This window comes from Pseudomonas sp. SDO5522_S412 (assembly GCF_054071215.1).
Window position 1 is genome coordinate 1 of sequence record NZ_JBSVWQ010000166.1, and the last position, 12,527, is coordinate 12,527.

The window sequence follows — 12,527 nt, forward strand, 5'->3', positions numbered from 1 at the left end:
ATAGAAATGTCGACTGATCCACCGCCTTCGCGAGCAAGCCCGCTCCCACACTGGTTTTGCGGTGCTTTACAGGTTGGGTGTCCTCAACCTTTGCCTTTGGTCCTGGTCATATTCGGCCCACCACTCTTCTCCAGATGCTGAATGATGATCCCCGCCACATCCTTGCCGGTGGTGGTCTCAATTCCTTCCAGGCCCGGTGACGAGTTCACCTCCATCACCAGCGGCCCGTGGTTGGAGCGCAATATATCCACACCCGCCACGCTCAACCCCATGACCTTGGCTGCCCGCAGTGCGGTCATGCGTTCTTCCGGGGTGATCTTGATCAGGCTGGCACTGCCGCCACGGTGCAGGTTGGACCGAAACTCACCCGGCTTGGCCTGGCGCTTCATCGCGGCAATCACCTTGTCGCCCACCACGAAGCAGCGGATATCCGCACCGCCGGCTTCCTTGATGTACTCCTGCACCATGATGTTCTGCTTGAGGCCCATGAACGCCTCGATCACCGACTCGGCCGCAGTCGCGGTTTCACACAGCACCACGCCGATGCCCTGGGTGCCTTCCAGCACCTTGATCACCAGCGGCGCGCCGTTGACCATCTCGATCAGGTCGGGAATGTCATCCGGGGAGTGCGCAAAGCCGGTGACCGGCAAGCCAATGCCACGGCGCGATAGCAACTGCAGCGAGCGCAGCTTGTCCCGCGAACGGGCGATAGCCACCGATTCATTGAGGGGAGACACCCCCATCATTTCAAACTGGCGCAGTACCGCGCAGCCATAGAACGTCACGGAAGCACCGATACGCGGGATCACCGCATCGAAGCCTTCCAGCGGTTTGCCCCGGTAGTGGATCTGCGGCTTATGACTGGCAATGTTCATATAGGCGCGCAACGTATCGATCACCACCATCTCATGGCCACGTTCGGTGCCGGCCTCGACCAGGCGACGGGTGGAATACAGACGCGGGTTACGCGACAGCACAGCGATCTTCATGCAGCACCTGTGGCAGAGGTAGTAGAGACCGGGAACACCGGCTTGTCTTGAACGTATTTGACGCCGGGACTGACCACCAGTTGGCCGTCAATCAGGGCCTTGGAGCCCAGCAACAGGCGGTAACGCATGGCCTTGCGGCAGGCGAGGGTGAATTCCACCCGCCATACCCGATCGCCCAGGGCCAGGGTGGTGCTGATCACATACCGCACCTGGGCCTGGCCGTTGGAGCTTTTAATGGTTTTCATCGCCACCAGCGGTGCTTCGCAGCGCCGGTGACGCAGTTGCACCACGCTGCCCAGGTGCGCGGTGAAGCGCACCCACTTTGCACCGTCGCGCTCAAATGGCTCGATCTCGGTGGCATGCAGGCTTGAGGTACTGGCGCCGGTGTCGATCTTGGCGCGCAGGCCTGCCACTCCCAAGTCGGGAAGTGCCACCCACTCACGCAGACCCACAACGGTCAAATGGTCAAATGTCTTCAATATGAATAACCGGCAATTAATTCGCCCAAGCGGCGGGTGATACCTCGGCCAGGGCTTTGAATGCAGGCTTGGCGAACCAGTAGCCCTGCATCAGAAATATTCCACAGTCGGCGAGAAAGTCCCGCTCGCCGGCACTTTCGATGCCCTCGGCGATGACAGTAACGCCCAACTGCTCACAGATTGTGACAATCCCCCGGACGATCACCTGACGGACACGATCACGGTCGACATCGCGGATCAGCGCCATGTCGAGTTTGATCAGGTCAGGTTGGAAATCGGCCAGCAGATTCAGCCCCGAATAGCCCGCCCCGAAATCGTCGATGGCGGTCTTGAAGCCGAATTCGCGGTATTCACGCAGAATATTCGTCAAATGGCGATAGTTATCTACATGCTCGCTTTCCAGGGTCTCGAAAATCAGCCGATCCAACGGAAAATTATGCGCGCGGGCCGCCTCCAGGGTGCTGCGGATGCACAGTTCTGGTCGATAGACCGCATTGGGCATGAAGTTGATTGAAAGGTGCGTCTGCATGTTGAGTGTCGAAGCGGTGGCGATCGCGCGGGTGCGGCATTGCTGGTCGAAACGGTAGCGATTGCTGTCGTTGACCTGATCCAGCACCGACATCGCGCCCTCACCATTCACGCCGCGCACCAAGGCTTCATGGGCAAAGATCGACTGGTTACGCAGGTCCACGATAGGCTGATACGCAAAGGCGAACTCAAAGCCCAGCGGCTCACTTTGCTGGCAGCCCGCACAGGCTTGTTTGGGCGAGGTCAGTGAAATGGGAAAGTCGGTCACACGTTAACCTCGCGAAAACAGGATGCTACCTGGCGTATCTTAGGTGAGCTCAAGGGTTTATGCGTTGAAGGGTTTCAACGGTAAAGTTGCGACATTTTTCAGAGCGAGGAATTCAAGTGGCTCAGAAGCAGGAAGAGGAAGAAAAAGTCCGTTTGGACAAGTGGTTGTGGGCGGCGCGTTTCTTCAAGACCCGTGCCTTGGCCAAGGCGGCGATCGAGAGTGGCAAGGTGCATTGGCGCGGCGAGCGTTGCAAGCCCGGCAAGGAGCCACGCATCGGCGATGAGTTTCAGATCCGTGCCGGGTTTGATGAACGAACCGTCGTGGTCCAGGCGCTTTCAATTGTGCGAAGGGGCGCTCCCGAGGCGCAGGCGTTGTATACCGAGACCGAAGCCAGCATCGCCAAGCGCGAAAACGCGGCGGCCATGCGCAAGGCCGGCTCCCTGGGCATGACCACCGACGGCAAGCCAAGCAAGAAGCAGCGGCGCGACCTGTTCAAGTTTCGCGGCAGTGGCAATGATGATTAATCGGCAGACCGCAGGAGCCAGGTCGGCTCCTGCTATTTCAACTCAAACGCTGCGAATCACGCTCAAGCGATTAACCAGCGGTACTCGCCGAAACAACTCAAACACCGGGCTCGTCACTCGCACCAGCCCCCGCGAAACCTTCGCTGCAAAGGGCGTGTAGTAACCCCAGCCCAACGCCAACAGCGCCAGCAACACCCCACCGATATAATCGTCCTGCCCCCAATGCGCACCGGCCACCAGCCGCGGCATCATGAACAGCAGCGCCAAGCCCCAGATCACCAGCACCTGCCCGATCCGCTTGGCAAACACGGTCATGAACATCCCCCAGATCAGCAATACCGATGCATGATCCCCCGGGAAGCTCTGGCTGGAGCGGTCCTTCAACTCCCATGTCTTCTCCAGGCCCGGGAAATAGTCGCTCATCTGAATCGCGCCGCTGATCACCATCGACGGGCTATGGTGTTGCCAGCCCATTTGCGCCGCCAGCTTGGAAAACAGCATGCGGATAAACAGCAACAGCAGCAAAATGCCCAGGAAGCCGAAAAACGCCTGGCGCACTTCAATCGCCTTGAACACCCAGTCGCCACGGATCAACAGCGTCAGCAGAATCACCCCGACCACCGCGTCAAACGGCCGCAAACTGGCCACCGCCCACACATGCAGCCACGCGGAGCTGCTTGCCAGCGGGTCATTGAGCAGATGAAACAGCCACTCGTCGAAAACCGTGCAGAGCGCCTGGCCCGCCGGCCAGAGCCAAAAACACAGCAGCCCCACAGCGAGTAAATTACACAGGGCCAATCGACCGAGGTCCCACCTGGCTTGGAACAAACCCGGATTGTTCATAAACTGTTTCCTCTTAGCTTTAAAGCGCTTCGTTTTCCCGCAGAAGGCCGCACCAAAACGGTGCTAAAGCGTGTAATTCTATAAACCTTGTCATCTTTTTGTCATCAATTCAGATACCCAGACCTATGACTGATCTACCGGATACCGACTTCACCCAACGCTTCATCTTCGACGACAGCGACGCCCGCGGCGAACTGGTCGCCCTAGAGCGCAGCTATGCCGAAGTCCTCGCCAAGCACCCCTATCCGGAGCCGGTCGCGCAATTGCTCGGCGAACTGATGGCGGCTGCCTCGCTGCTGGTGGGCACCCTGAAGTTCGATGGCTTGCTGATCCTGCAGGCCCGTTCCGAAGGCCCGATCCCGCTGCTGATGATCGAATGCTCCAGCGAGCGCGAAATCCGTGGGCTGGCCCGCTACGACGCGGACCGCATCGCCCCCGATGCGACCCTGGCTGACCTGATGCCAGACGGCGTGCTGGCCCTGACCGTCGACCCGACGGTAGGCCAGCGTTACCAGGGTATCGTCGACCTCGACGGCGAAACCCTGTCCGACTGCTTCACCAATTATTTCGTGATGTCCCAGCAAGTGGGCACCCGCTTCTGGCTCAACGCCGACGGCAAGCGCGCCCGTGGCCTGCTGCTGCAACAACTGCCGGCCGACCGCATCAAGGACGAAGAAGACCGCGCCGACAGCTGGGCCCACATCACCGCCCTGGCAGGCACCCTGAAAGCCGAAGAGTTGCTGGGCCTGGATAACGAAACCATCCTGCACCGCCTCTACCACGAAGAGGCCGTGCGCCTGTTCGACGTGCAGTCCCTGCGCTTCCACTGCAGCTGCTCCCGCGAACGCTCGGCCACTGCCCTGGTCAGCCTGGGCCTGGAAGATGCGCAGGACCTGGTGGTGGAACACGGTGGCAACATCGAGATCGACTGCCAGTTCTGTAACCAGCGCTACCTGTTCGACGCCGCCGATATTGCTCAATTATTCGCCGGCGCGGGCGTAGACACCCCTTCAGGCACCCGCCACTAAAACGTTTAAGCACAGGTAAATCACCTGACAAACGCCGGATTTCCGCCGTTCTGACCGGAGGGCCCTACTCTTTTTGGGCTTTTCTGGCATAATCCGGCCCACTTTTTTCGCGGTAGTAGTGCGCAACTTTCTACTACAAAACGTTTGGAGCACTCGGCCACTGGCCGACGGGGAACCTCATGACGCAAGCCAATAACGCCGTATACACCGATCTGAGTGTTGACGATCTGGTCAAAGAAGCCCTGCAGCGCGGTGAAGGCGTGCTTGCCGATACCGGTGCGCTGGTCGTAGAAACCGGTCACCGTACCGGCCGTTCGCCAGTCGACCGCTTCATCGTTGAAGAGCCTTCCACCCAGGCTGCCATTGCCTGGGGCCCGATCAACCGCAAGTTCCCGGCCGACAAGTTCGATGCCCTGTGGGCTCGCGTCGAGGCATTCAACAACGCGCAAGAGCATTTCGTTTCCCACGTTCACGTAGGGGCTGCAGAAGACCACTACCTGGCCGTGAAAATGACCACCCAGACTGCCTGGCAGAACCTGTTCGGTCGTTGCCTGTTCATCAACCCGGCCCAGTACAACCCGGCCGGTCGTGAAGAGTGGCAAGTGCTCAACGTGGCCAACTTCGAATGCGTGCCAGAGCGTGACGGCACCAACTCCGACGGTTGCGTGATCCTCAACTTCGCCCAGAAAAAAGTCCTGATCGCCGGCATGCGTTACGCCGGTGAGATGAAAAAAGCCATGTTCTCGGTGCAGAACTTCCTGCTGCCGGCCTCCGACGTGCTGCCGATGCACTGCGCAGCCAACATCGGCGAAGCCGGCGACGTGACCCTGTTCTTCGGTCTGTCGGGCACCGGTAAAACCACCCTGTCCGCCGACGAAAGCCGCTACCTGATCGGCGACGACGAACACGGCTGGGGCGAAGGTGTGGTGTTCAACATCGAAGGCGGTTGCTATGCCAAGTGCATCGACCTGTCCGAGAAGAACGAGCCGGTGATCTGGAAAGCCATCAAGCACGGCACCGTGCTCGAAAACGTGGTGATCGACGATGCCAAGCACGCCGACTACACCAACGTCAGCCTGACCCAGAACAGCCGCGCCGCCTACCCGCTGGAGCACGTGGCCAAGCGTTCCGAGAAAAACCTCGGTGGCGAGCCAAACGCTGTGATCTTCCTGACCTGCGACCTGACCGGCGTACTGCCGCCCGTGTCGATCCTCAGCGAAGAACAAGCGGCCTACCACTTCCTGTCCGGCTACACCGCTCTGGTGGGCTCGACCGAAATGGGTTCGGGCGGCGGCATCAAGTCGACCTTCTCCACCTGCTTCGGCGCGCCATTCTTCCCACGCCCGGCTGGTGAATACGCAGAACTGCTGATCAAGCGCGTGCGCGGCTTCGGCTCCAAGGTCTACCTGGTCAACACCGGCTGGACCGGCGGCGGCTACGGCGTTGGCAAGCGCTTCAACATCCCGACCACCCGTGGCGTGATTGCAGCGATCCAGAGCGGTGCGTTGATTGGTGCCGAGACCGAGCACCTGGACACCATCAACCTGGACGTGCCATTGGCTGTACCGGGCGTCGAGACTGGCCTGTTGAACCCACGTAACACCTGGGCTGACAAGGCTGCCTACGATGAAGCGGCGAAAGCGCTGGCGGGTCTGTTCATCGAGAACTTCAAGAAGTTTGAAGTGAGCGATGCGATCAAGGCTGCGGGTCCGAAGTTGTAAGATTCGGCCGTTGTGAAAAAGCCGCCCCTAGTGGGCGGCTTTTTTGTGGGCGAAGGATCAGTCGACGAGGTGCAGAACCACGGCTCCCACTAACACCAGCACCACACCGGTCACTTGCACCGCTGACAGCCGCTCCTTGAAAAACACAAACCCCAGAATCGCGGCGATCCCACCGGACAGGGTGCTGATCACCGTCACCACGGAAACCGACCCCGCCATTGCGCCCCACGAGAACGCCGAGAACCCACCCAGGTTCATCAGGCTCGCGCTGGTCAGCGTTGCGCAGTTTTTCAGCGGTGGGATTTTCAGGCCGTCTTTGATCTTAAGCACCATCAACACCAGGACGCACAGGCCAACCAAATACCCAAGCCAAAGCATCGTGACCGGGCCAAGCGTCGGCAGGGTGTAGCGGCCCTGCACCCAAAAGCTTGTGCCGTAGAGCAACGCTGCGAGCATCGCGTAGGCGATTGAGCGGCTGGAACTGTTGTGAGGGACGCCATTGTCCTTGTGAATGCTGGACAGGATCACGCCAATTACGCAGAGAGCGATGCAGCCGAGTTGGATCAGGCTGATGTGTTCGCCGCTGGCCCATGACAGCAAAGTAGTCACGACACCGTAGGACGTCACCAGCGGCGCGACAATCGCCGCTTTGCCCAGCGAGAACGCCTTGGACAGCGCAAGGGCGCCGGAGACGGTCAGCAGGGCTGCTGCGGCTCCCAGGAGCCACACACTCAAAGGCGCCGCGAGGGATTTGACGAGGAAGGCCGGGAATATGACCAGCAGCAGGGTCATGATCAGGAAGCCCAGCGCCTGGCCGAAGTACACCGCGCGTTTGACGCCGACAGCTCGGGCGTTGAGGCCCACGAGGAAGTCCGTGCCGCCCCAGAGCAGGGCGGCCAGCAGGCCCATTAGTACGTCCATGTAAGGTCCTTGGTTGTAGGTGCGAGCTTGCTCGCGAAGGTCGTTAACGATAATGCGGGCTTTCAGGGGGAACGCGGCGCTCTCAGGTTTTTCGCGAGCAAGCTCGCTCCTACAGGTTTTCCAGGGTTTGCGTGTCCCAGCGTTGGGCCTTGATAGCCAGGTAAAGCATGCCGATGGTCAGCGGGATTTTGTCGCCGCGGCCTTTGGCTCTGTGCTTCAGGAAGACATCGAAGACGGGAGGTTGGAAATAACGATAAGCGTCGTAGTCGTTCAAGTCGACAGCGAAGTCTTGCTCCAGAGCTTCCATCAATTGATTGGCTTCGGTGCCGTCGCAGCCCAGTTCGAGGTTGATGGCGGTTTCAAGGCGCAACGTCTTATGTTCGGGCAGGCCAATTTCTTCATGCAGCAGTTGCAGGAGCTGCTGCATCGCGATGTCTTCGGGGAAGTTGGGGGCCAGGTTCATGGTGGTTACGCGAGAGTGGGTGGAGGCGACCGACTTTATCGATGGCACCGCGATCCTTCAAACGAAACTGGTCAAATGTGGGAGGCGGGCTTGCCCGCGATGGCGGTGTTTCAGTGGTAAAGGTGTTGTCTGACACTCCGCTATCGCAGGCAAGCCAGCTCCCACATTTGATCGTTCCCACGCTCCGCGTGGGAATGCATCCCGTGACGCTCCGCGTCACCAGTGTTCATGGCTTGGGTCGTGCGCGGATGACGGGACGCGGAGCGTCCCTGGCGGCATTCCCACGCGGAGCGTAGGGAACGATCGGGGCTAGCGCGGGGTGCTGATACACCGCTCGAAAATCGCCTCCAACCCCCGATAATCACACGCCACCGCATCAATGTTCGCCGGTATCCACGCTGCGTTCTTCACCAGCCACCAGTTCACTGAAAACCCGGCATTCACGATGATCTGCTCGAACAGAATCCGCTGCGCCCGGCCATTCCCTTCGCGAAACGGGTGGATCACGTTGAGGTCGCCATAGGCCTCGGCAATTTGCGTCACCAACTCCGCCTGGGTAACCCCGACAAACCAGTTGGCCTGCGCCATGTGCTGGATGATCTTGCTCGCCTCAGGCGGGATACGCTCCGGTGTGCAGAACAGCGTGTCGCCTTTCTGGATGTTGACCGTACGCAGTTCCCCGGCCCATTCGTAAATGTCTGCGAACAGGGTGCGGTGGATGTGTTGCAGGCGTTCCAGGTCGTAGGGCGGGGGATACAGCGGAAGGCTGCCGACAGCGATTTCAGACAGTTCCCGCTCGGCCTGGTGCAGGCGTTCTTCGTCGAACAAATCGAGGCGGTTACGCAGGACGCTGCTACCGGGGTAGCAGTACGGGTCCTGGCCCACGCCATATTTGTCGAGCATCAGCGTGGGGTGTTGCGGTACTTGGCGAGGACGGCTTCGCGGGTCGGCAGGGGTTTGTCGACGTCGGCGGGCTGGGTGTCGAACCCTTCCAGGCGCAGGCTGGCGAGGTAGTTGGAACGACGGATCTTGTCGTAGTGATCCTGCTTTTGCTCAAACGTCAGTTCGGCCATGACAGCGTCCTCTCGGTGCGAAGGTTGATTGTAGCGCAATGAGTTTCGAGATGCGTCCCGCGTAAGGTTGGAACGATTCTTACGGGTGCCTACTCCACTTCCCAGGCTGTGTATCATCCAGAATCTTTTTTCCTTGCGACCTTTCTCGATTCGCTGAATGCGCTGGTCTATGTTTTGGGCTCGTTCAGCGGTCAATGGAGTGACAGCTTATGCACAACACCCTCCAACAGGTCTTTGGTTATCCACAGTTTCGTTTGGGCCAGGAGGCGGTGGTCAGTGCCGTGCTGGCCGGCCGTTCGGCGGCGGCGATTTTTCCCACCGGTTCCGGCAAGTCCCTGTGTTATCAACTTTCCGCCGTGTTGCTGCCGCACCTGACGCTGGTGGTGTCGCCGTTGCTGGCGCTGATGCAGGACCAGTTGGGTTTCCTGCAGCGCCACGGTATCTCGGCGGGCAGCATCGACTCGGCCCAGAGCCGCGATGATGCCAATGACGTCATGGCCCGGGCGCGTTCGGGCGAGCTGAAGATCCTGATGGTTTCCGTGGAGCGCTTGAAGAACGAGCGCTTTCGCAACTTCCTGCAAAGCGTGCCGATCTCGCTGCTGGTGGTGGATGAGGCTCACTGCATTTCCGAATGGGGCCATAACTTTCGCCCGGACTACCTGAAGCTGCCGGATTACCAGCGCCAGTTCCGCATCCCCCAGGCGCTGCTGCTGACCGCCACGGCGACGCCCAAGGTGATCGCTGACATGCAGGCCAAGTTCGCCATTGCACCTGACGATGTGATCACCACCGGCTTCTACCGCTCCAACCTCAACCTGCTGGTTGAGCCCGTCAGTGGCCAGGGCAAGCGACGACGCCTGGTGACGTGGATGCAGGAGCGAGCCAATCAGCCAAGCATCGTCTACGTCACGCTGCAAAAAACCGCGGAGCAGATTGCCGAGCATTTGAATCGCAATGGAATCCAGGCCGAGGCTTATCACGCGGGCCTGGCTCACGATAAGCGGGAGGCCATTCAGAAGCGATTCATGGGCGGGCAGTCCAACTGCATCGTCGCCACCATTGCCTTCGGCATGGGCATCGACAAAAGCGATATCCGCAACGTGGTGCACTTCGACCTGCCCAAATCCATCGAGAACTACAGCCAGGAAATCGGCCGCGCCGGGCGTGACGGGCAGCCGTCTGAGTGTCTGGTTCTGGCCAACCGCGACAGCCTGAATATCCTGGAAAACTTTGTGTACGGCGATACGCCGGAACAGGAAGGTATTCGCCGAGTCCTGGAGGAAATACAGGCGGTCCGTGCCGATGGACAGTGGGAGTTTATGCTCCGCTCACTGTCGGACCACAGCAACATCCGTGAACTACCGCTGAAGACCTTGCTCGTGCAGCTTGAACTCAAGGGTGTGATTGCGCCGCGCTACGCGTTTTATGCCGAATACCGCTTCAAGTATTTGATTGAACCAGAGGCATTGCTGGCGCGTTTTACCGGCGAGCGGCAGCAGTTTGTCGAAGCGATTATCCAGGTCTGCAAACGGGCGAAAACCTGGGCGACGGTGGACTTCGACGCGCTGTATCAACAGCACCAGGCCGAGCGCAGCCGGGTAGTGAAGGCCCTGGATTACTTTCAGGAACAAGGCCTGATCGAGATGGAAAGCCGGCAGATGACCGAGGTTTACGCCCTGCTGAATACCGACTTCGATCCACAGGCGCTGAGCACGGAGTTATACACAGGCTTCAAGCAGCATGAGGTGACGGAGGTGGCGCGAATTCACGCCATGCTGGATCTGTTCGCGACACAGGAGTGCCTGGGTTACCGCCTGGCGCACTATTTCGGCGATGAAAACGCGCCCCGGCAGTGCGGGCACTGCTCGGTGTGCCACGGTCACGTCGCCCACTTGCCGGCGCCGCCGAGCTTGCCGCCGCTTGTGGATAAAAACTTTCTCGCGCTGTGCGGTGAATTTATCCACAGCCACCATGAGTACAGCGGCGACTTGCCAAGCGCGGAGCGGCTGACACGGTTTTTATGCGGTCTCAGCGTGCCGTTGTTTACCAAGCTGAAGGCACGAGGGATTCCAGGTTTCGCGGTACTGGAGGAGTATCCCTATGCAGAGGTTCGTGAATGGGCGGAGGCAGGGTTGGAGGCACTCTGATTTCCGGTCTGGAGGGTCGCGCTTTCCCTTCCAGTGGCAGACGCCGCCGACAGCCGGACCGTGCCCGCACGTGAGAAGGTTTGACGCTTCACTTCTTCTGCAAAGGAATTGCCCATGGCTTTTGGTTTTTCTCGTGGTGTTGTCCCCGGCGTCTTGCTGTTCGCCGGGTTGCTGGTCGCACAAGGCACGCTGGCCTCGGTCATCCCGTTGAGCGTGAATGACTGTCGGCAGATGCAGCTTCGCAACACCATCACCGCCGCCAATCCATTGCCCTGCGCACGCCTGGCGCGGGTGACGTTCAGCTATGTGGACTTTGGCGGAGTGCTGCATAACAACGGGCAGCTCGTGGTGCTGGATGCCATCGCACCCCATGTGGAGGAGATCTTCAGGCAGTTGCTGCAACGTCGGTTCCCGGTGCATCAGGCGGTCAGGCTGGAAACCTATCGAGGCAACGACAAGGTCTCGATGGCCCGCAACAATACCAGTGGTTTTAATGGGCGCCAGGTCAGTGGCGCTTCGGGGTGGTCGCTGCACGCCTATGGCGCCGCGATTGACCTTAACCCTCTGCAAAACCCATTCGTTTTGTTCGGGCGTAACCCGCGAGGTGAATTCACCGGCCAGGCCACTGTTGAGCCTAGGGCAAGTACCGCAAATGCCGTTAACCGCCTGGATGCCCGCCCCGGCAAGCCGGCGCGCCCTGGCCGGGCAGAAGAGGTGATTGACCTGTTCGCCGAACACGGCTTTTTGACCTGGGGTGGTTATTGGGATTTTCCGCTGGATTACCAACACTTCCAGATCGGCCGGCGTTCGTTCGTGGAGTATCTGGCGCGGGTCACGCCGCAGCAGGCCAGCGCTGCCGTCGAGACCTATATCACCGCCTATCGCCAGTGCCTGCAGCAATCGGCCGAGACGGATCAAGCGCTCAAGCGTATGGCGTGCGTCCAGCAAACGATTGAGCAAAGCCCAACCTAGGCTTGCGGGTAGTGCTTGAACCCAGTATCAAGAGAGCCTCCTCCTGCCCGGGTTTTACCGATGACCAACGCCATGCCACAACGCGCCGATTACCGCCACTTCCAGCCGATCATCACGCGCTGGCACGACAACGATGTATATGGCCATGTGAATAACGTCACCTACTACAGCTTCTTCGACACCGCGGTGAATACCTACCTGATCGAGCAGGGCGGGTTGGATATTCATGACGGCGAAGTGGTTGGGTTTGTGGTGAGTTCGGCGTGCGACTACTTCGCCTCGATTGCCTTTCCGGACCGCATCGAGATCGGCCTGCGGGTGGGCAAGTTGGGCAACAGTTCGGTGCAGTATGAGTTGGCGGTGTTCAAGGCGGGAGAAGAAGATGCCTGTGCTGCGGGGAGGTTTGTGCATGTGTTTGTGGATCGAGCGTCGAACCAGCCGGTGACGATCCCGGGGATGTTGCGCGAGGCGTTACAGCGATTGGTGATCTGAATACGATCTGCGAAGCAATGAAAGTCAAATGTGGGAGCGGGCTTGCTCGCGAAGGCGGTGGATCAGTCGCCGGATGTAT

Annotated in this window: 14 protein-coding genes and 1 pseudogene; 7 read left to right on the forward strand and 8 right to left on the reverse strand. The window is 59.7% G+C overall.

All coding sequences use genetic code 11. The annotated features are described in order from the left end of the window. Positions 1-83: 83 nt before the first annotated feature. Genes rimK through rimA form a run of 3 tightly spaced genes read right to left on the reverse strand, consistent with a single transcriptional unit; the run spans position 84 to position 2,264 of the window. Positions 84-989, reverse strand: a complete 906-nt coding sequence (rimK, locus tag ACW9I6_RS24475; protein ID WP_003213178.1) for a 30S ribosomal protein S6--L-glutamate ligase — start codon at positions 987-989, stop codon at positions 84-86. Next, on the reverse strand, positions 986-1,468 hold the full coding sequence (rimB, locus tag ACW9I6_RS24480) for a retropepsin-like aspartic endopeptidase RimB (protein ID WP_003213181.1): 483 nt from the start codon (positions 1,466-1,468) through the stop codon (positions 986-988). Before rimB ends, rimK begins: the two co-directional genes overlap by 4 nt. Before the next feature lie 16 nt (positions 1,469-1,484). Next, the gene (gene rimA, locus ACW9I6_RS24485; RefSeq protein ID WP_134325546.1) at positions 1,485-2,264 is read right to left on the reverse strand and encodes a S6 modification regulatory phosphodiesterase RimA; all 780 of its coding nucleotides are present in this window, start codon (positions 2,262-2,264) and stop codon (positions 1,485-1,487) included. Between the two features lie 116 nt (positions 2,265-2,380). Between rimA and ACW9I6_RS24490 the strand changes: the two genes are divergently transcribed. Further along, a complete protein-coding gene (locus ACW9I6_RS24490) occupies positions 2,381-2,788 on the forward strand; it encodes an RNA-binding S4 domain-containing protein (protein WP_003213184.1) in 408 nt (135 codons plus the stop codon). Positions 2,789-2,830: 42 nt separating this feature from the next. Here ACW9I6_RS24490 and ACW9I6_RS24495 read toward each other — a convergent pair whose 3' ends face one another. Further along, on the reverse strand, positions 2,831-3,631 hold the full coding sequence (locus ACW9I6_RS24495) for a phosphatase PAP2 family protein (RefSeq protein ID WP_087692726.1): 801 nt from the start codon (positions 3,629-3,631) through the stop codon (positions 2,831-2,833). Positions 3,632-3,756: 125 nt separating this feature from the next. On the opposite strand from ACW9I6_RS24495, the gene hslO reads away from it, so the two are divergent. After that, positions 3,757-4,659, forward strand: coding sequence for an Hsp33 family molecular chaperone HslO (gene hslO / locus ACW9I6_RS24500; RefSeq protein ID WP_003213189.1), 903 nt, complete (start codon positions 3,757-3,759; stop codon positions 4,657-4,659). Positions 4,660-4,838: 179 nt separating this feature from the next. After that, on the forward strand, positions 4,839-6,380 hold the full coding sequence (locus tag ACW9I6_RS24505; RefSeq protein ID WP_003213191.1) for a phosphoenolpyruvate carboxykinase: 1,542 nt from the start codon (positions 4,839-4,841) through the stop codon (positions 6,378-6,380). 57 nt (positions 6,381-6,437) lie between these two features. Here the strand turns inward: ACW9I6_RS24505 and ACW9I6_RS24510 are convergent, their stop codons facing one another. Then, complete coding sequence (locus ACW9I6_RS24510) at positions 6,438-7,289, reverse strand: DMT family transporter (RefSeq protein ID WP_087692724.1); 852 nt, start codon at positions 7,287-7,289, stop codon at positions 6,438-6,440. Positions 7,290-7,310: 21 nt separating this feature from the next. On the opposite strand from ACW9I6_RS24510, the pseudogene ACW9I6_RS24515 reads away from it, so the two are divergent. Then, a pseudogene (locus tag ACW9I6_RS24515) lies at positions 7,311-7,433 on the forward strand (outer membrane lipoprotein carrier protein LolA); the annotation flags it as partial. Here the strand turns inward: ACW9I6_RS24515 and ACW9I6_RS24520 are convergent. The 3 genes from ACW9I6_RS24520 to ACW9I6_RS24530 all read right to left on the reverse strand — a co-directional run bounded on the left by ACW9I6_RS24520 (position 7,411) and on the right by ACW9I6_RS24530 (position 8,837). Then, positions 7,411-7,764 carry a DUF1493 family protein gene (locus ACW9I6_RS24520; RefSeq protein ID WP_134325549.1) on the reverse strand — a complete coding sequence of 118 codons (354 nt, stop codon included), beginning with the start codon at positions 7,762-7,764 and terminating at the stop codon, positions 7,411-7,413. The pseudogene ACW9I6_RS24515 and the gene ACW9I6_RS24520 sit on opposite strands and share 23 nt — an antisense overlap. A 309-nt stretch (positions 7,765-8,073) precedes the next feature. Continuing rightward, on the reverse strand, positions 8,074-8,667 hold the full coding sequence (locus ACW9I6_RS24525; protein ID WP_003213199.1) for a putative adenosine monophosphate-protein transferase Fic: 594 nt from the start codon (positions 8,665-8,667) through the stop codon (positions 8,074-8,076). Continuing rightward, positions 8,667-8,837 (reverse strand): YhfG family protein, encoded by a 171-nt coding sequence (locus ACW9I6_RS24530; RefSeq protein ID WP_003213201.1) that lies wholly within the window; start codon positions 8,835-8,837, stop codon positions 8,667-8,669. Before ACW9I6_RS24530 ends, ACW9I6_RS24525 begins: the two co-directional genes overlap by 1 nt. A gap of 209 nt (positions 8,838-9,046) precedes the next feature. On the opposite strand from ACW9I6_RS24530, the gene ACW9I6_RS24535 reads away from it, so the two are divergent. The 3 genes from ACW9I6_RS24535 (at position 9,047) to ACW9I6_RS24545 (ending at position 12,448) form a co-directional block, all read left to right on the forward strand. Further along, a complete protein-coding gene (locus ACW9I6_RS24535; RefSeq protein WP_457339941.1) occupies positions 9,047-10,984 on the forward strand; it encodes a RecQ family ATP-dependent DNA helicase in 1,938 nt (645 codons plus the stop codon). A gap of 114 nt (positions 10,985-11,098) precedes the next feature. Further along, a complete protein-coding gene (locus ACW9I6_RS24540) occupies positions 11,099-11,956 on the forward strand; it encodes a M15 family metallopeptidase (protein WP_003213205.1) in 858 nt (285 codons plus the stop codon). Positions 11,957-12,016: 60 nt separating this feature from the next. Further along, a complete protein-coding gene (locus ACW9I6_RS24545; protein ID WP_003213207.1) occupies positions 12,017-12,448 on the forward strand; it encodes an acyl-CoA thioesterase in 432 nt (143 codons plus the stop codon). Positions 12,449-12,527: the final 79 nt, after the last annotated feature.